17 protein-coding genes are annotated in these 18,528 nt (G+C 38.6%); 4 read left to right on the top strand and 13 right to left on the bottom strand.

From position 1 onward, the window contains the following. Positions 1 to 61: 61 nt before the first annotated feature. The 12 genes from V6260_RS14520 to dnaK form a co-directional block, all read right to left on the bottom strand. The gene (locus tag V6260_RS14520) at positions 62 to 1,480 is read right to left on the bottom strand and encodes a coniferyl aldehyde dehydrogenase (protein WP_341594861.1); all 1,419 of its coding nucleotides are present in this window, start codon (positions 1,478 to 1,480) and stop codon (positions 62 to 64) included. Between the two features lie 169 nt (positions 1,481 to 1,649). Continuing rightward, a complete protein-coding gene (locus V6260_RS14515; RefSeq protein ID WP_341594860.1) occupies positions 1,650 to 3,125 on the bottom strand; it encodes a DASS family sodium-coupled anion symporter in 1,476 nt (491 codons plus the stop codon). Positions 3,126 to 3,134: 9 nt separating this feature from the next. Beyond that, positions 3,135 to 4,091: a porin gene (locus tag V6260_RS14510; protein WP_341594859.1), complete on the bottom strand. Its 957-nt coding sequence runs from the start codon at positions 4,089 to 4,091 to the stop codon at positions 3,135 to 3,137. A gap of 176 nt (positions 4,092 to 4,267) precedes the next feature. Further along, a complete protein-coding gene (locus V6260_RS14505) occupies positions 4,268 to 5,632 on the bottom strand; it encodes a sigma-54 dependent transcriptional regulator (RefSeq protein WP_341594858.1) in 1,365 nt (454 codons plus the stop codon). Then, complete coding sequence (locus V6260_RS14500; RefSeq protein WP_341594857.1) at positions 5,625 to 7,361, bottom strand: ATP-binding protein; 1,737 nt, start codon at positions 7,359 to 7,361, stop codon at positions 5,625 to 5,627. Before V6260_RS14500 ends, V6260_RS14505 begins: the two co-directional genes overlap by 8 nt. A gap of 192 nt (positions 7,362 to 7,553) precedes the next feature. Next, on the bottom strand, positions 7,554 to 7,817 hold the full coding sequence (locus V6260_RS14495) for a CBU_0592 family membrane protein (protein ID WP_341594856.1): 264 nt from the start codon (positions 7,815 to 7,817) through the stop codon (positions 7,554 to 7,556). A gap of 159 nt (positions 7,818 to 7,976) precedes the next feature. Next, positions 7,977 to 8,228 carry a hypothetical protein gene (locus V6260_RS14490; protein WP_341594855.1) on the bottom strand — a complete coding sequence of 84 codons (252 nt, stop codon included), beginning with the start codon at positions 8,226 to 8,228 and terminating at the stop codon, positions 7,977 to 7,979. Between the two features lie 56 nt (positions 8,229 to 8,284). Beyond that, positions 8,285 to 8,656 (bottom strand): response regulator, encoded by a 372-nt coding sequence (locus V6260_RS14485; RefSeq protein ID WP_341594854.1) that lies wholly within the window; start codon positions 8,654 to 8,656, stop codon positions 8,285 to 8,287. Positions 8,657 to 8,793: 137 nt separating this feature from the next. Continuing rightward, a complete protein-coding gene (locus V6260_RS14480; protein WP_341594853.1) occupies positions 8,794 to 9,198 on the bottom strand; it encodes a DUF1761 domain-containing protein in 405 nt (134 codons plus the stop codon). Between the two features lie 122 nt (positions 9,199 to 9,320). After that, complete coding sequence (ybaK, locus tag V6260_RS14475) at positions 9,321 to 9,782, bottom strand: Cys-tRNA(Pro) deacylase (protein ID WP_341594852.1); 462 nt, start codon at positions 9,780 to 9,782, stop codon at positions 9,321 to 9,323. Between the two features lie 106 nt (positions 9,783 to 9,888). After that, positions 9,889 to 11,031 (bottom strand): molecular chaperone DnaJ, encoded by a 1,143-nt coding sequence (gene dnaJ / locus V6260_RS14470; protein ID WP_341594879.1) that lies wholly within the window; start codon positions 11,029 to 11,031, stop codon positions 9,889 to 9,891. A 188-nt stretch (positions 11,032 to 11,219) separates the two neighbouring features. Further along, positions 11,220 to 13,139, bottom strand: a complete 1,920-nt coding sequence (gene dnaK, locus V6260_RS14465; protein ID WP_341594851.1) for a molecular chaperone DnaK — start codon at positions 13,137 to 13,139, stop codon at positions 11,220 to 11,222. 239 nt (positions 13,140 to 13,378) lie between these two features. On the opposite strand from dnaK, the gene V6260_RS14460 reads away from it, so the two are divergent. From V6260_RS14460 to V6260_RS14445, 4 genes are all read left to right on the top strand, one after another. Beyond that, positions 13,379 to 14,191 (top strand): thioesterase family protein, encoded by an 813-nt coding sequence (locus V6260_RS14460; protein ID WP_341594850.1) that lies wholly within the window; start codon positions 13,379 to 13,381, stop codon positions 14,189 to 14,191. Positions 14,192 to 14,310: 119 nt separating this feature from the next. Continuing rightward, positions 14,311 to 15,540 carry a PqiA/YebS family transporter subunit gene (locus tag V6260_RS14455; protein WP_341594849.1) on the top strand — a complete coding sequence of 410 codons (1,230 nt, stop codon included), beginning with the start codon at positions 14,311 to 14,313 and terminating at the stop codon, positions 15,538 to 15,540. Beyond that, complete coding sequence (pqiB, locus tag V6260_RS14450) at positions 15,537 to 17,192, top strand: intermembrane transport protein PqiB (RefSeq protein ID WP_341594848.1); 1,656 nt, start codon at positions 15,537 to 15,539, stop codon at positions 17,190 to 17,192. Before V6260_RS14455 ends, pqiB begins: the two co-directional genes overlap by 4 nt. Next, complete coding sequence (locus V6260_RS14445; protein ID WP_341594847.1) at positions 17,192 to 17,800, top strand: PqiC family protein; 609 nt, start codon at positions 17,192 to 17,194, stop codon at positions 17,798 to 17,800. The genes pqiB and V6260_RS14445 overlap by 1 nt, the downstream gene beginning before the upstream one ends. Here the strand turns inward: V6260_RS14445 and V6260_RS14440 are convergent. After that, positions 17,797 to 18,234 (bottom strand): GNAT family N-acetyltransferase, encoded by a 438-nt coding sequence (locus tag V6260_RS14440; RefSeq protein ID WP_341594846.1) that lies wholly within the window; start codon positions 18,232 to 18,234, stop codon positions 17,797 to 17,799. The genes V6260_RS14445 and V6260_RS14440 overlap by 4 nt on opposite strands. Positions 18,235 to 18,528 lie beyond the last annotated feature (294 nt).

Below are 18,528 nucleotides of genomic sequence, written 5' to 3'. Positions count from 1 at the left end.
GCATAGATTTAAGGCTGAATTACGTACCGTAATCCAGCCTTAAATGATCTAATATTCTCGATTATTTTATATAAAGCCATCTTAATAGCTTAATTATAAACTCACTTTGCTTAAGCAACATAATAATACGAGGATTAAAAGACCCTGATACGAGTGTATTTTTAGCGTGGCTAAATGTTAAAAAACCTTCAATACCATGATAATACCCCATCCCTGAATGCCCTACGCCACCAAAAGGGGCATCGTCAGCGGTTACTTGCACTAGCGTGTCGTTTATTGCCACAGTGCCACTGATTGTTTGCTTCATAATGTATTCTTGAGCGTGCTTATCTTGACCTAAAATATAAAGCGCTAATGGGTGGTGATGGGCTTTAATATAGTCAATTGCGCTATCGAGCTTTTCATAACTCATTATTGGTAGTATTGGACCAAATAACTCATCTTGCATAAGCTGCATTTCGTCAGTTACTTGAGTCACTAAATGCAGCCCTATACGGTGTTTTTCTTCGTCTTGCTGATTGTGTTCAAGTGGCTTGATGATGTTTGCGCCAAGCTCTTGGGCTTGCTCTAAGTAGGTTGCCAAACGTTTATAGTGTGCATCGCTAATAATAGAGGTTAAGTTTTTACCTTCAACACCGTCTTTAAAGTGCTTTTTATACAGCTCGCATAATTGCTGAATAAGCTGATGCTCAAGCTCCTTGGGTACAAATACGTAGTCGGGTGCAACACATATTTGCCCTGCATTGGCCATTTTTCCAAACAGTAAAGCTTGCGCCGCTTTTTTAATATCGGCATTTTGCGTAATAATAACTGGCGATTTACCACCGAGTTCGAGCGTTACCGGCGTTAAATTGCGACTCGCTGAAGCCATTACTAATTTACCTACGTTCGTAGAACCCGTAAATAATAAATGGGCAAATGGCAATGATGAAAACTGTGCGGCAACATCACTCCCCCCTAGTATTATTTTACAATGAGCTTGCATATCATCTTTAAATATTTTTTCGATAACGGCGTTTGTATGAGGTGTGAATTCGCTTAATTTGAGCATGACTCTATTACCAGCAGCTATGGCAGTAAGCACAGGTACTAACGCTAACTGAATGGGGTAATTCCACGGTGCAATAATACCAACCACACCTTTTGGCTGGTAATTAACACTTACTTTTGAAGGCCATAAGCTTAAACCTACAGAGCGATTACTTGGCTTTGCCCATTTTGGCAATTTTTTAATAATATGCGCGAGTGTTTGAATCGTTGGTAATATATCGCCTAGTAAGGTATCGAAAGCGGTTCTGTAACCAAAGTCTTTTGAGGCAGCATCCACTAGCTCTTGCTCAAGTTCAACAATACGTACACGGAGTTTTTTCAATAAAAAGAGACGTTTGTCAATTGGCAAGTAAGGCGTTTCGAGAAAGCTCTTTTGCAATTCATCAAATTGGGGAATTATAGGCATTGCCTGTAACGTGTCAGTGCTCAAAATAGATTACTCGATTTAAAAAGTTACCTTAAACTATAACCTTGTTCTGTTTTTTGAGCAATAACACTAATCTCTACATACAACGATATAAAGTCATGATAAATACGGATATAGAGCAACCCAAATACATTCTTGAGCTGCTCTTACCTATTGGAGTTTTTTAATATATTTAAAAGCCAAATATCTGAGCTGCAATCGTCATTGTTACCAGAGTTATTAGAGCAATGGCGACAATGTTTAGCACAAACCCAGCTCTTATCATATCGCGCATTTGAATTTGCCCTGAGCCAAACACAATAGCGTTTGGTGGTGTCGCTACCGGCATCATAAACGCACAACTACATGCAATAGCGGCAGGAATAACCCATACTAGTGGCGATCCTGTTATAGATTCTGCAACGGGTCCTAACAAAGGAAGAAAGCCAGCAGCAGTTGCTGTATTACTCGTGATCTCCGTTAAAAACGTAATTAATGCCACAACAACAAGTACGCTCATAACAAGTGGAATAGTACTTACACCTTCTATCATTTGGGCAATAAAATCAGCAAGACCTGATGATTTTATTTGCGATGCTAAAGTTAATCCGCCTCCAAACAAAAGTAGTACGCCCCAAGGAACCTCTGACGCATGATGCCAATCAAGAATACGCTCATCTTTGTCTTTATTAGCTGGCATTACAAATAACAGCAATGCAGCTGCAATTGCAATTGTAGTATCTGAAATATTAAGGCCTGTTATATCACCTAATAAAGGTCTAAATATCCAACAAAGTGCAGCAAGTACAAATACAAACAATACGCCTTTTTCTGCACGTTGCATTACTCCGAGGCTTTTTAACTGCGTTGAAAATACCGCTTTTGTATCAATTTTTTGATCGTTTTTAACATTAGCATCTACTTTATATGCAAATTTAGTAAGCCAAACCCAGCTAATAATTAGCATGCTTAAAGACAGAGGCACACCTACAATCATCCACTGTGCAAAACCAATCTCTATTTGGTAGCTATCTGACAAGTAAGCAGCCATTAATGCATTAGGCGGAGTACCGATTAAAGTAGCAATACCACCAATACTTGCACCATAAGCGATTGATAACAGTAAAGCCTTACCAAATCCTTCATTACTCGGGTCTGATTGCTTAACTAAATGCGTAATAGACATTGCAATAGGTAGCATCATTACGGCTGTAGCCGTATTAGACATCCACATCGACAAAAATGCGGTTACCAACATCATGGCTAAAATTTGCAAACTTGGTTTTTTACCCGCATATAACATAGTGCTTAGTGCAATACGTTTATGTAACCCCCAACGCTCCATAGCAATGGAAATTAAAAAACCACCTAGAAATAAAAATATTAACGGATGTGCGTACGGCGCAGCCACGCTTTTAATTGCTGCTATATCAGCAAGTGGTGATATTACGAGTGGTAACAAAGCAGTTACCGGAATTGGCACTACCTCGCTTACCCACCACGATGCCATCCAAAATGCTAAACCTGCGGTTTTAAATGCGGCTACAGACATACCGGTTGGTGGATCGAGTAAACATGTTAATAGCATTACTAAAGGGCCTAATATTAAAAAAAGCCACTGAAAATTTCTTTTCTTACCTGGTTCTTGTGTGAGTATATTATCTGTCATGGCAGGCCTCTAAAATTTGTATTTAAGACCAAGCGCAACACTACTGTCGTCTTGTTCTTCTAAATTAAGGTCAGTATATAAAAGATAAGATGTAGTTTGCTTATCAAATACATAATCAAGTCCCGTGCTCCATTGTGTTGCTTCAGAAGCTTGACGAAGTGTTGAGTCATCTTTAGCAAATTGTAATTTAGGTACCCATTTATCAAGCGTATAGCTTGCACTTAAAACATAACCGTTACCTGATTTTATACCATCTGTTGATTCAGAATGCTGATACAGTGCACCAAGCTGAAATTGTTCAAACTTATAGGCTGCTGCTATTCGGCTCGCATTAATATTATTGAGAGAATCAACATGGCTTAATGATAAGTAATATGAGGTGTTTTTTAAGCTACGATCACCATATATAAAGGTTGCTGCAAATCCAGCTTCATTATCTTTGTTGTCATCTTTTGGAGCGTAAGTAAACGAAAACTGGGTATTGTGCCAATACTTAGAAGTGTATGTTAGCGTATCACCAAGTCTATCTTGCCCTGCAATAACTTGGGCTATGTCACCTTGGGTTTCATTAAAGTTATCAACTTTACCCTCAGAGTATTTAAAGCGAGTATCATTTCTTCCCACTACAAGCTCGCCAAATTGACCTTTTAAACCAAGATATGTATTCCTTGCACTAAATGGCTCTTCGGTGTCATCTTGCTCAAACCCTTTTACTTGCACTTCGTATTTAAAAACAACGTTTAAATATTCATTTAATTTGTGTTGCCCTTGAATGCCAATACGCGAAAATGGCGCTTCAATCTGCGTGCCCTCTTCTGCGTAACGCATGATACCCGTATCTGTATTAGCAATTTGTACTTCGGCTTTACCATAAACGTCATATTCAGTAGCGCAAGCCGTGTACGAGTAAAAAGCCAAGCTACTTATTGAGGTGAGTAAAATAGTAGAGTGTGTAAACTTTATCATTATGTGTCCTAGTTATTAGATTCTACTTGTTGTCAGACCTAATAGAGCAACTTTACTGCCAATGATAAAATACTATTAAATTTCAGATGGTTAATGGGTGCCGCGTATAAAAAAGAGAGTGAATGTGCGGTTTCCCACACATCAAAAAAACGAAGTTGTCACATAAACCACACTATTTAGTCAATAAACATGTCGCGGTTTAAATTGTATTTACTCATTTTATCGTAAAGGGTTTTACGAGCGATTTGCAGTGTATCCATAGTATTTTTAATACTGCCATGGTTACGCTCTAGGGCTTCTTCTATTAATGACTGCTCATAAAAAGCAACTTTTTCAGATAAGCTTAAGTCGGGAGAGAGCTCACCTTTAGCCTGCGTTTTGCTAACACTAAAAGCAAGTTCTACTCCTAATAAAACCGCGCGCTCAGCTTGGTTTCTAAGCTCCCTTACATTACCAGGCCAGTCGTACGCTAATAGTCGCTGTTGTATTTCGCTATTAAGAGGTGCTGGCGGCTTGTGATAGCGTGTCGCTGCAATAGAGCTAAAATGCTTAAACAGTAAGACTATATCTGCTTTTCGAGCTCTAAGTGGCGGTATATCTACTTTTACCAAACTTAGTCGATAATATAAATCTGCTCTAAATTCACCTTTTTCAACTAATAAAAGCAAATCTACTTTAGTAGCTGCAACAATTCTTATATCTAATTCAATTGCTTTATTATCACCTACAGGAGTTACTTTTCGCTCCTCTAATACGCGTAATAATTTAACCTGCAACGACATTGGGGTACTTTCTATTTCATCTAAAAAAACGGTACCACCTTGTGCAAATTCAAACTTTCCCTTACGAGTGTGAGTTGCTCCGGTATAGGCACCACTTGCAGCACCAAATAACTCACTTTCTATCAACTGCTCAGGCACAGCGCCGCAATTTATAGCCACAAAATTACTTGCTGAGCGAATACTTTGATCGTGTAAGTAACGCGCTACTAGCTCTTTACCCGTGCCAGTTTCACCTTCAATCATTACATCAGCAGGGGTATCAATAACCGTATTGAGTAAATGCATCATATCTTGCATTTTAGGAGTATCACCCAGTATTCGTACACCCGGCGCTGAGGTTTTTTGTACCGCAAGTTTTAGTGCACGATTTTGAATCACTAAGCTACGCTTGTCACAGGCTCTTGCTATGCAATCAAGTAATGTTTCGTTTACTGGTTTTTCAAATAAGTCATACGCGCCTAATTGCATAGCTTTAACAGCAATAGTTACATCGGCGTACCCTGTTAAAAATATAACCGGCAGTTCACTATCAAATGCCGTGACTTGCTCAAGTAAAGTAAGCCCATCCATTGCAGGCATATTTATGTCACTCAGTACAACGCCCATAAAACGTCGATTAAGCTTTGTTAGTGCAGTACTTGCATCATTAAAACACTCAACTGTATAGCCTTCGAGAGTAAGTAATTGCTTTAATGAATCTCTGATCATCGCTTCATCATCAACTACAATGATGTTCTTACACGGTGAGTTTTCAATCATCTGTTTTATCCTGCGTGCTTGATAAACTGATTATAAACTCAGCCCCACCTTGCAGTCGATTGTGCGCACTTAAAGAGCCATTAAACGAATCGATAATTTGTTTTGAAATAGATAGCCCAAGGCCTAAGCCGTTACTCTCTTTAGTACTATAAAAAGGTTCGAAAATATTACCAAAAGCATGTTGCTCTATTCCAGGCCCTGTATCTAAAATTGAAAGTTTAACTCGGTTATCAAAGCACTCAACATTAAAACTTAATTTACGTATTATTGCGCGATTCATAGCTTGGCTCGCGTTGGTTATTAAGTTAACCAACACTTGCTCAAATTTAAGTGAATCAACCCACACTATTAACCCACTATCTAAATTAGGCTGCTCTACATGTACGTTATCTTGCTTTAGTTGTGAGCTGGCGATCATCAAGGCGTTATTTAATAAACCAGCTAACGGGTAAGGCCTTAACTGAGTTTGTGATGGCTTACTAAAGTGCTTTAGCTGACCAACTATTTTATGTACACGACCTACAAGCCCCTCAACCACAGTTATGCTTTCGGCCAATGCGGTGTAATTTTGTTTAGCGAGTAAACGTTTGGCGCTTGCTAGATAAGTATTCATAGCGCTAAGGGGCTGATTTATTTCATGATTAATACCTGCACTTAACTGCCCAATTGTTGCAAGTTTTGCAGATTGAACTAATGCAACTTGCGTTTTCTCAAGCTCTTGTGTGCGCTCAATCACTTTTCGCTCAAGACTATGCCTTGAGTAAACTAGCTTTTTATAACCTGCAAAACGAGCAAGTAAACTATAACCAACAATCATAGCTAAAGCATAAATACTAAATGCCCAAAACAAGCGTATTAATTGAGCTGAATTTACTTTTGTAATATCAACAAGTACGTTCATATGTGCACTAAAGTAACGCAGTGGTTTTGTCGCCCTCACATAAAGGTTTTTATTAATTTTAAAATGCGAAATACCCTGGCTCTTATATTGAAATTGCTTAATATATACAGGTTGATGCTCTAAATAAGCGCGGCGTAATTTTATATTACGTCGCTTTGCTATATCAAACTCACTGAAGCTATTTAAACGCCATGTTTGCATATCAGACATCGCAATTACATCATCACTAAGCTCTAAATAAAAGTGGCTACCTTTAGATGTATTTAAAAGCTCCCTGTCGTTTTCAAATTTGCTTACATTTACTTTTAGAACCACAACACCCACCGCTTTGTTGTCGTGATAAATAGCCTGCGAAAAATAAATACCGCGCTCTTTTGAACGCATACCTAGTGCAAAGTACGCAACTTTTTCACCTGCAAATGCACGTTTAAAGTAAGGCCTAAAGGCAAAATTACTACCTAAAAATGTGTAATCGGCTTGCCAGTTACTACTTGCTGTCACTGTACCTTGCGCATTAAGTACAAATATATCAGATGCACCACTGGCTTGTTGTATATCAGCTAAGTAGTTATTTATGGCGTTGTAATGGGCTTGATCGCCGTTTGCAAATTCAATCATTAACTGATTGTAAGTAAGTAGCTGAGGAATAGCTGAAAAACGAGCGAGTTCAGTATCAATATAATCGTTTAATTGAGTAACCTGACGCTGCGCTTGAACTGTTGCTTTTTCTACATCATGAGTGCGTCCAACCCAAAATGTAACAACTAAAACTAAAATTAAAACTAATAATAAACATAAAGTTATTATTTTTTTTGAAAACAAAAACATGGCCTGCCCGTAAAAATAGCCTAAATAATTTTAAGGGCGCTAGTGTAACCACTTATATGGTGTAGGGATATAAACTTCTTGTTAACAAATGCGTTTTATTTCGTTTATGACTTTAAATTAAATAAAAAACAAAAAACGCCGCAAACAGTGATGCTTGCAGCGCTTATTTAGCTTTAAAAAATTAATATGTTCTTAATTTACAGCTAATTCAGGTTTATTTTTGATATATTTGTATAAGCCAATTAATGATGCGGCTATCCAAAATATTTCAATTACGAAACTCGCTAAATTAAAGTTGTAACATAGGCTAATTAACAATAATATTGCCCCTGTTAAATTCATCATATTGTAAACTAAGCTGGTTGGAGATGTTTTACCAAGCTGAAGTAAAAAGAATGACCCAACTACTAAAAAAGTACCTGTCATACCTATGATGTCAAATAAGAGTGCTATCACGCAACGATCCTTTATCCGTTAAAAAACCCAAAAAACTGGCCCAATCCATGGGGAGGGTGTTTTTTCATTCATTGAAACAGCAAAACCGAGCGATCTTATCAATATGGTAAATTCTAACAAGGCCATATGTCCGTATGAAGAAGTTTTACTGTATTTGAGTTATTTAAAGGTTACTTTGCCACCAATGACTTTATAGGCTGGCGCACCACGAATAATCGCCTCTCGGGCAAAAGGCCGATTGCAGTTAGGGCAAATACAGGGCTCTTGTGTAAAATCCTGGCGAATACGCTCTTTAAAGCACTTAACTAATGCTCCCTTGCCTCCTTTTCTATATTTAAATAAAGGGGCTTTACAAGCAGAGCAAAAAATATCGACTGTTTTAGTAGGGCCTTTTTTATTAGGTTTTGCCATTACGTCCTGTGGTACAAATGATAAGGGAAGTATGTCTCTATTATAACTGCTAAAAATTACTCATCTCTAAAAAAGAAACGGCTTAGCTGAGATGATAATACATTCATATTAAAAGGCTTAACAATAAACCCTGATACTTTAGCTGCAATAACTTGTTTAACTGTATCTGCATTGTCCTCACAAGTAACCATTAAGACTGGAAGTTCGGCAAGATCTTTATCTTTGCGGATAGTATCAAGCAAATTAACACCGTCCATCTTTGGCATATGAAGGTCGGTAATAACTAAATCAAAATGCTGGCCTCGTAATAAATCCAATGCTTGTAGACCATTGGTTGCCTCAACGATATCGTTGTACTTTAGCTTTCTAAGCATATTAATTAGTACATGTCGCATAAGAGGCATATCATCAACAACTAATATCTTCATCAGTATTTTTACCAATTACTTAATGGGTTTATGTAAAGCTACCTTACTAATAAATAAGGATCAAATTTAACTTTCACGCTAATCAATGATACCTAACTTGAGCCGTGCTCAGTTGTTGTAAGCTAAAACAAGTCGGTTTAAGGCCACATACCTAAAATAAGCCCCATTAGCGAAAATTGTAAGACATGGTAACTACTGTTAATTAAAAATAGTTTTAAAGGTCGCTGCTCAAATATATAGCTCAGTCCCAAAGAACTACTAACCCAGAATAAGCCTATAGCAAAGCTAGTTCCTATACTCTCACCAACACCAACCTCTTGACCTAAAAATAGCGACAAAAAGAGCGCAGCTATAAATGATAGAAAAAAACTCCCCCCAAAGATAAGTTTAGGGTTCGCTGATTGTAAATCAAGATCTGTTAAACCAATGCTCTCTAACCAGGCATTTTTAAAAAGTAATTTTGAATACCAAATACCCCCAAGCATAAAAGAAGAAAGTGCAGCTATAAATATTGCAAAGTAATTTACGTCTGTAAAATTCATATGCGTAGCCACAATAGAAAGTATTTTAAGGTTTGTTTAATGTAGTTAATAATACTTAAAGCAGCAAACTCTTTCCTTGTGATTTCTATCTATTCCCTACATTTTTATTACCAAGTTTAAGCTTAAAAATCACCAAATTTAGCATTGGTTATCAATGCTAAATCACTAGGTGAAAGCATCAGTTCTAATCCCCGTTTTCCTGCGCTAACATAAATAGTGTCAAAGTCCAGCGCACTACTATGTATATATGTGGTAAGGCGCTTTTTCTGACCTAGAGGGCTTACTCCTCCTAAAATATAACCGGTACTTGCCTGTACTCTTTGCGCCATAGCCATAACTACTTTTTTAGTGCCGCAAAGTTTTGCTAATTGCTTTAAATTAACCTGCTGAGCAACAGGTGTAATTGCAACAATAAGTAGGTTTTCGTGTGTTTCAAGCACTAGAGTCTTATAAACTTGTATACTGCTGAGGTTAAGCTTTTCAACCGCTTCGCAGCCATAATTATTATTAGTAGTATCATGTTCGTAACTAAGTACATCAAATGCGATGTTTCGTTTTTTAAGTAACTCAATTGCGGGTGTCATAATATTAAATCAAATGAGTAATGGAGTTATAAACTAATACATTAAAAAGTGTTAAGCAAAAAAAACGACGCTAAAAAGCGCCGTTTTATAAACTACTTGCCGGTAACTATTTAGTTAAGTCATCAAAAAACTTTTTAACGCCATCAAAAAAGCCTTGCTCTTTTGGGCGGTTCTTTGAGCTATCTTTGCCCATACTTTCTTCTAATTCTTTAAGAAGTTCACGTTGACGCTCGTTTAAATTGACCGGCGTTTCAATCACAACTTTACAAATTAAATCGCCTTGAGCGCCACTGCGCACAGACTTAACACCTTTTCCACGCATACGGAACATTTTACCCGTTTGTGTTTCTGAAGGTATTTTAAGTTTTGCACGGCCATCAAGTGTAGGCACTTCAATTTCGCCACCAAGACCAGCCGTCGTAAAGCTAATTGGTACTTCGCAATATAAATTGTTAGCTTCACGCACAAATATTTTATGTTCACGTACTGATACTTGAACATACAAATCACCTGCAGGCGCACCATGCATGCCGGCCTCGCCTTCGCCAGTTAAACGAATACGGTCGCCTGTGTCTACGCCAGCTGGAATTTTAACCGAAAGCGTTTTAGTTTTCTCAACTCGTCCTTGACCATGACACTTATTACAAGGGTCAGAAATAATTTGACCTTGGCCCTGACACGTAGGACATGTCTGCTGAACAGCGAAAAAACCTTGGCGCATTTGAACTTGCCCTGCACCATGACATGTAGGACATGTTTTTGGTTTAGAACCTGCCTTTGCACCACTGCCATCACATGGTTCACAACTAACCCATGTAGGTACTTTAATTTCAACTTCTTTGCCACGAACGGCCTCTTCAAGGCTTAAGTCCATGTTGTAACGTAAATCAGATCCACGTTGTTGACGAGATTGACGTCGGCCACCGCCGCCACCAAAAATATCACCAAACACATCACCAAAAATATCACCAAAATCACCTTGACCACCACCGCCAAAGCCACCGTGACCGCCGCCACCGCCTTGTTCAAAGGCAGCATGGCCGTATTGGTCATACATTTGACGTTTCTGATCGTCAGTTAATATTTCGTACGCTTCTTTAACTTCTTTAAACTTGGTCTCAAGTTCTTTATCGCCTGCGGTACGGTCTGGATGATATTTCATCGCTAAGCGTTTATACGCTTTTTTTATGTCTCGCTCACTCGCATCTTTGCTTACGCCGAGGACTTCGTAATAATCGCGTTTTGACATATCTATCACACTACTCTTTTCTGTTTGCAGCTAGGCTGCTTGATAAACCGATAAATCGTATCGATTTACCATCTAATTTACATGCAAAAGGCGCGTCAAGCTTTAGCCTGCGCGCCTCAATTGTTCATCCTAACTTAAACACTTAACTGAGTCATGGTATTTAAGTTAGCTAGAAGCTCAGCAAACAATTACTTGTCGTCTTTTACTTCTTCGAACTCTGCATCAACTACGTCGTCATCTTGCTGCGTAGATTGTTGCTGTTGCTCGCCAGCGTCTGCGCCGCCTTGTTGAGCTTTAGCTTGTGCAATTTCCATAAGCTTTTGAGACTTTTCAGCAAGTGCTTGAGTTTTAGCTTCAATTTCAGCTTTATCATCGCTCTTAATTGCAGCTTCAAGGTCAACAACAGCCGCTTCAATTGCTTCTTTGTCTTCACTTGGAAGTGCATCACCCGCTTCTTCAATTTGCTTACGTGTGCCGTGAACCATTGCATCAGCTTGGTTACGAGCAGCTACTAGCTCTTCAAATTTCTTATCGTCTTCAGCATGAGCTTCTGCGTCACGAACCATTTGTTCAACTTCTTCATCACTTAAGCCTGAAGACGCTTGAATCGTGATTTTTTGCTCTTTACCTGTATCTTTATCTTTAGCTGATACATGTAAGATACCATCAGCATCAACATCAAATGTTACTTCGATTTGAGGTGTACCACGTTGTGCAGGACGAATACCTTCTAGGTTAAATTGACCTAGAGATTTGTTATCGCTTGAACGCTTACGCTCACCTTGTAACACATGAATTGTTACCGCAGACTGATTATCTTCTGCTGTTGAGAAAGTTTGCGATTTCTTAGTAGGAATCGTTGTGTTTTTCTCAATTAGCGCAGTCATTACTGAGCCCATTGTCTCGATACCTAGAGATAATGGAGAAACGTCTAGTAATAGTACGTCTTTAACGTCACCCGCTAAAACACCACCTTGAATTGCCGCGCCTACTGCAACTGCTTCATCAGGGTTAACGTCTTTACGCGGCTCTTTACCAAAGAATTCAGATACTGTTTTTTGCACTAGTGGCATACGTGTTTGACCACCCACTAGAATAATATCGTTGATATCGTTTACTGATAAATCAGCATCAGCTAGCGCACGTTTAAGAGGCTCAATTGACTTAAGAACTAAATCTTCTACAAGTGACTCAAGCTTAGCACGTGTCAATTTCACGTTCATGTGCTTAGGACCTGTTGCATCAGCAGTTACGTACGGAAGGTTAACTTCTGTAGATTGTGCAGATGAAAGTTCAATTTTTGCTTTTTCAGCAGCTTCTTTAACACGTTGCATTGCAAGAGGATCAGTTTTTAAGTCTAAACCTTGATCTTTCTTGAACTCAGCTACTAGGTAGTTGATTACACGGTTATCGAAATCTTCACCACCTAGGTGAGTGTCGCCGTTTGTAGCAAGTACTTCAAATGTGTGTTCGCCTTCGACTTCATCAATTTCAATGATTGATAAATCGAAAGTACCGCCACCTAAGTCATATACTGCAACAATGTTTTCGCCTTTGTTTTTGTCCATGCCGTAAGCAAGAGCAGCAGCAGTTGGCTCATTGATGATACGTTTAACTTCAAGGCCCGCAATACGACCAGCATCTTTCGTTGCTTGACGCTGTGAATCGTTAAAGTATGCTGGTACTGTGATTACAGCTTCAGTTACTTCTTCACCTAAGAAGTCTTCAGCAGTTTTTTTCATTTTTTTCAGTACTTCAGCAGAAATTTGTGGTGCAGCGCGTTTTTCGCCGCCCGCTTCTACCCATGCATCGCCGTTATCAGCTTTGATGATTTTAAACGGCATAATACCGATGTCACGCTGTACTTCTTCGTCTTCAAAGCGACGACCAATTAAGCGTTTAATTGCAAATAATGTATTTGTTGGGTTAGTAACCGCTTGACGTTTAGCTGGTTGACCTACTAAAGTTTCACCGTCTTGCGTATAAGCAATGATAGACGGGGTTGTGCGATCGCCTTCCGCATTTTCAATTACGCGTGCTTTGTCACCATCAAGTACTGCAATACAAGAGTTTGTAGTACCTAAATCTATTCCAATAATTTTACCCATGAAATTTCTCCAACTTCTTATTCGTTAATACGTTCGATGACTAGTAAATAGGGATGCGCCAAACTTAATTCAACTGTAAAAATGAAAATAATTTCATTTTTTGTGATTTATTTAACAAATAACCCTATTTTTTATAAGGAATGGTGATTTTTGCGCCGCTGATGGTGGTTTTAAATACTGGTCTGACAAGTTTAGGTGTGTTATAAATTTATTAAATTGCACTATTTAAGGACTTCTTCATGCATTTTGAGCAATTACTTAGCCAAGCAACACACCTTGGCAAATCACAATCAGATAAAAACAACCAAACAATGCAGTTTCCGGCAAATTGGTGCCAAGGTCGTACGGCGTTTGGTGGACTTTCTGCAGCGCTTTTATATCAAGCAATCAGAGGGCAAGTAAATAAAGAGCGCCGTTTACTTTCATTAAGCACTAATTTTGTTGGTCCGTTACTAGCCGATACTCCATTCTCTTTATCTGTTGAAATACTCCGAGAAGGAAAAAACAGTACTCAAGTACTTGCAAAAGCTATTCAAAACGAACAAGTGTGTGTAATAGTACAAGCATGTTTTGCAAAAAACAGAGAATCGGCCGTTAATGTACCTGTGTCAAAGTCTTTAAGTTTAAAGCCAGCTGACGAACGTCATACACTACCATTTATAAAAGGTCAGATGCCTGAATTCTTCCAACATGTTGATTTATGCCCGCAGCAAGGTGCCATGCCATTTAGTGGAGCAGAAACTTCTCACTTAGGTGGTTGGATGCGTTTTAAACATACCCCAGAGCAAATAACAGAAGCACATGTAATTGCTCTTACCGATGCATGGCCACCCACATTATTACAAATGTTTAAACAACCCGCACCAGCAAGCAGTATGTCGTGGTATTTAGAATTTGTTCAATCACCGAATTTAGAACCTGGTGAATGGCTGGGTTTTGAGGCTATTACTCATCACTCAAAAGGTGGTTACGGATTAGAAGATGGCTGTATTTGGTCGCAATCAGGAGAGTTAATAGCCCTTACACGCCAAACTGTAGCTTTGTTTGATTAAAAACACTGCCAAACAATATTAAATTGTTTGGCCGCTAAAGCGCTTATTATCAGAACGCGTTGTATTAATGTACTAAATATAGCAAAATTGAAGAAATATTCTTCTAGCTTGGTATTAAATTGCAAACTGTATGCCCCTGTTGCGACCTAATCATCGATATACCTCGCATAGTCGCAAAACAAATGGCTATTTGCCCTCATTGCCAACATAAACTTTGCGAAGCTGACGTTAATCACGACAATCGTATCGTTGCACTGAGCTTTAGCGCTTTGCTAATGCTGCTTAGCAGCATGTTTTATCCTTTTATTTCATTTAGCAGTAGCGGAATTACCCAAACGATCACTCTGCCCGACGCTGCACGCATCTTATTTAATTACGACAGTGAGCTGCTGGGTTTATTTATTGATTTGAGCATTATTGCGCTACCAATGAGTTTACTTGTAGTCTTGATCCCTCTGCATTTAGGCGTTTTAAAAACGCTCCCTGAAGGCATTGCTAGGCGGTTACTAAAAGTGACCCTTTCACTTGAGCCTTGGATTATGAGTGAAATATTTTTAATTGGCGTACTTGTCAGTATGGTTAAAATTATGTCGCTGGCAGATATTAGTTTTGGAACAAGCTTTTGGGCATATGTAGGGTTTGTAATTTTATATATAGCAGCGCTCGCTCATTTAAATAGACCCAGGCTTTGGGCTCAAATAAAACCTGCTAAAGAACTCAAAGGTGCTGAGCATGCTAAACGCGCAATAGACGAAAATATAAAAGCGTGTCATGTGTGCCATCAACTATGTACTGGCGATGTATGCCAGCGCTGCCATACAAAAACACACGTAAGAAACCCCTATAGTGTACAAAAAGCCACGGCTTGGCTAATAACATCAGTAGTTTGTTATATTCCAGCCAATGTATTACCTATTATGCATACTACCAGCCTGGGTGATGAATCACCTTCGACCTTAATTGGTGGTGTTATTACGCTTTGGGGAAGTGGCTCATACCCTATTGCTGCTATTATCTTTTTAGCCAGTGTAGTTGTCCCTCTTGCAAAAGCATTTGTGCTTAGCTTTTTATGTTTTATGGTTGCAAGGCCCGCAAATTGCCATACAAAACGCTATACAAAAATTTACCAACTAACTGAATTTATTGGCAAATGGTCAATGATAGATGTATTTGTTGTTGCTATACTGGTTGCATTAGTGCAATTAGGTAACTTAATGTCGGTCACTCCTGGGCTTGGCATCGTATTTTTTACAGTTATGGTAATATGCCAAATGATGGCAGCTCACGCATTTGATCCTCGTTTATTGTGGGATTCACCTAAAAATAAAACTTCAGAGACAAAAGTATGACAGAGATGGCAAACGTTACAAAAGAACCGAAAATTTCCGCCATCTGGATTATTCCGGTTATTGCGCTGCTTGTTGGTATGTGGATGCTTTATCAATATCAGGTAAATAAAGGCTCTACTATTTATATAAAAATGCCTCAAGCAGAAGGTATTATTGCAGGTAAAACTGAAATAAAAGTACGCAGTGTAAAAATAGGTCAAATAGATCACATTCGACTTTCTGATACACAAGACAGCGTTATTGCCCGCGCCCAAATAGATAAAAACTACGATTCATTACTCACTGAAGATGCCAAAATATGGGTAGTAAAACCCCGCATTGATGAAACAGGAATAAGCGGTATGAGTACACTACTTTCGGGGGTGTATTTAGAGTTTTCACCTGGTGAAAGTGAAGAACTAAAAGAACGATTTGAACTGCAAGACGAACCCGCTTTAATTGGTAAAGATGTTAAAGGGGGGCGGTTTAAGTTAATGAGTTACAACGCTGAAGTACTTGAAGTAGGCACTGGTATATTTTTCAAAAATTATAAAATAGGACAAGTAGAAACTGCCACATTTGACTGGAAAAACCAAGCAATGAAATACGGTATTTTTATTAAAGAACCCTATCAAAACTTGATAACTATGAACTCTATTTTTTGGGTTAACGCTGGCATAGAAATCGATCTTTCTGCTGATGGTATTAATATAAACACAGGCTCTTTGAGCAAGCTTTTAAAAGGCGGTATATCAGTTGGTTTACCTGAACAGCAAACTCCCGGTGAAATAGCGCATGATGGGCATAGTTTTTCGCTAAGCCAAAGCTACAAAGATGCTCTAGAAGAGCGTTTTTATGATTTTGATTACTATATTATTAATTTTGAACAGTCTATTCGCGGTCTTCGTCCAGGTGCACCAGTTGAGTACCGTGGCACACGCATTGGTACCGTAGTCGAAGCACCTGCTAATGTAATAGTAAATGGTAAGCCTGCTCATTTTAAAAACCACAACACAGCGGTTCCAGTACTTATTAAAATTGAATACGGTCGTTTATATTACGATAGCACTGCAGCTAAAGAGTTTTGGCAAAGCAGCCTAAGCGGATGGATAAAAAGTGGTATGCGCGCCTCTTTAAAACCAGGTAATTTATTGACAGGTGCTGTGTACGTCGATTTTGATATTTACCCCGATGCACCTAAAGCTAACCTAAATAAGCTTGCACAATATGATGTATTTCCGAGCATATCTAGCGGTATTACAGTACTTGCAGACCAAGTATCTGATGTATTGAATAAGGTAAATAGCTTAAAAATTGAGGATAGCTTAGCGCAAATGCAAGCAACATTTAGTGACTACCAATCGCTTGCCAATGAAATGCGCGAACTGTTGAGCCAAAAAGACACACAAAACTTACCTGGCGATTTTAACCGTAACTTTGAAAAAATGACTAAAAGTATGGAGCAGTTTGAAGTAACTATGCGCCAATTTGATAAAACGATGGCCAGTTACCAATCAGGCTCAGAACTTCATCATCAAATTCAACAAACACTCAAAGAGTTTAAACGTTTAAGTGAAGGTCTGCAGCCACTCACTCGTGGTTTAAACGAGCAACCTAACATGCTTATTTTTGACAAGTCGCTACCCGCTGACCCACAACCAAGGAAGCAATAATGAAATCGTTATTTTTAACTGCAAGTTTATTATTACTATTGGCAGGTTGTAGTTCATCAATACAAACTGCAACACAGTATTATCAATTTGAGCAGCCCATTGGTGCATCGTCTCGAAATGTAATGGCCACAGATGCACAGCTTAGAGTACAAACCGTTGTACTTAGAGGAGCGCTAAATAATTTGGGCATTGCTATGAAAATAAATAACAACCAAATTCATGCTGCTAATTACAACTTATGGGGCGAGTCGCCTGATTCAATGCTAACTGCAAGTGCACAGCAGACCTTGTTTAATGCCATGCCTAATTGGATGGTGATAAAAGGGTTGCCTGTAATTACAGAGCTTGATCAACAAACATTTTATGAACTTGAATACGAAGTTCATCATTTTAATGGTGACTTACAAGGTAATGCTGACATTTCAGGACTTTGGCGCTTATATTACACTCATCCAGAAACCGGACGACGTTTAATTAGTATTCATAATTTTTCAAACGTAGTCCCCATAGAACACAACGGCTACGATGGCTTAGTCGCCACACTTGAACAGACTTGGCAGAACATAAATTTAGATGTGGCTAAAGCGATAGAGCAAGCACGACTTTAATAACAATATATATCAAAGGCGGTTTTATCCTCATTAATAACCGCCTTGCCTACCTTTTTAAAGCCTAAGTTTAATAGCATATTTTGTGAACCTTTATTATTAGCCGCAGTTATAGCACTTACCTGATTTATACCAAGTGTGTGCTTATTTACTAATAAGGCTTTAGCCGCTTCAAAAATATAGCCATGCTTTTTATAACCGGATAGAAGTGCAAAGCCTAAGTCGGGATGTTGAAGTGCTGAGCGTTTATAAAAACCAACTATTCCCACTACCTCGCCGCTACTCAAAGCAATAATATAAGGGCCAAACCCTTGATGTTTACGAGGTGCCGTAAACGACTGCTCAATATAGCTTTTGGCATCACTAAGCGTATAAATGGCTTTATCGCCAATATACTTGATAAAATTAGACTGATTAACCAAAGTAAGTAGCATGGCTGCATCGTGCTAATTTGCGTAGCGTAGCAATAAACGTTTTGTTTTAAGTACGGCGCTCATTCAAAGTATCCATAAAAAAGTTATTTATGCACATAAATTTTTATTGACTGAAATTAAAAAGCAGATTAATTTTGCGCTGATGTTTTTACAGGCACAACAATAGCGGTTTGCACTCCTTGCACCGTCTGGCGCCAAAGCCAACGCGTTTCATTAAAACGGCAATTTAACATAACCATTTAGTGACCCTCCCGCGCGTACAAAAGCAGTGACTTGGAAAATGATTTATTAACA

The organism is Pseudoalteromonas aliena (assembly GCF_038155085.1).
Lineage (GTDB): Bacteria > Pseudomonadota > Gammaproteobacteria > Enterobacterales > Alteromonadaceae > Pseudoalteromonas > Pseudoalteromonas aliena_A.
The sequence above is the reverse complement of the archived record's forward strand: the minus strand, read 5'-3'. Positions and strand labels throughout refer to the sequence as shown.

Bases quoted from the DNA above. Each gene is read 5' to 3' on its own strand.
- V6260_RS14515 (WP_341594860.1), bottom strand. From the start codon at position 3,125: ATGACAGATAATATACTCACACAAGAACCAGGTAAGAAAAGAAATTTT.
- V6260_RS14510 (WP_341594859.1), bottom strand. From the start codon at position 4,091: ATGATAAAGTTTACACACTCTACTATTTTACTCACCTCAATAAGTAGC.
- V6260_RS14505 (WP_341594858.1), bottom strand. From the start codon at position 5,632: ATGATTGAAAACTCACCGTGTAAGAACATCATTGTAGTTGATGATGAA.
- V6260_RS14500 (WP_341594857.1), bottom strand. From the start codon at position 7,361: ATGTTTTTGTTTTCAAAAAAAATAATAACTTTATGTTTATTATTAGTT.
- V6260_RS14490 (WP_341594855.1), bottom strand. From the start codon at position 8,228: ATGGCAAAACCTAATAAAAAAGGCCCTACTAAAACAGTCGATATTTTT.
- V6260_RS14485 (WP_341594854.1), bottom strand. From the start codon at position 8,656: ATGAAGATATTAGTTGTTGATGATATGCCTCTTATGCGACATGTACTA.
- V6260_RS14480 (WP_341594853.1), bottom strand. From the start codon at position 9,198: ATGAATTTTACAGACGTAAATTACTTTGCAATATTTATAGCTGCACTT.
- ybaK (WP_341594852.1), bottom strand. From the start codon at position 9,782: ATGACACCCGCAATTGAGTTACTTAAAAAACGAAACATCGCATTTGAT.
- dnaJ (WP_341594879.1), bottom strand. From the start codon at position 11,031: ATGTCAAAACGCGATTATTACGAAGTCCTCGGCGTAAGCAAAGATGCG.
- dnaK (WP_341594851.1), bottom strand. From the start codon at position 13,139: ATGGGTAAAATTATTGGAATAGATTTAGGTACTACAAACTCTTGTATT.
- V6260_RS14460 (WP_341594850.1), top strand. From the start codon at position 13,379: ATGCATTTTGAGCAATTACTTAGCCAAGCAACACACCTTGGCAAATCA.
- pqiB (WP_341594848.1), top strand. From the start codon at position 15,537: ATGACAGAGATGGCAAACGTTACAAAAGAACCGAAAATTTCCGCCATC.
- V6260_RS14445 (WP_341594847.1), top strand. From the start codon at position 17,192: ATGAAATCGTTATTTTTAACTGCAAGTTTATTATTACTATTGGCAGGT.
- V6260_RS14440 (WP_341594846.1), bottom strand. From the start codon at position 18,234: ATGCTACTTACTTTGGTTAATCAGTCTAATTTTATCAAGTATATTGGC.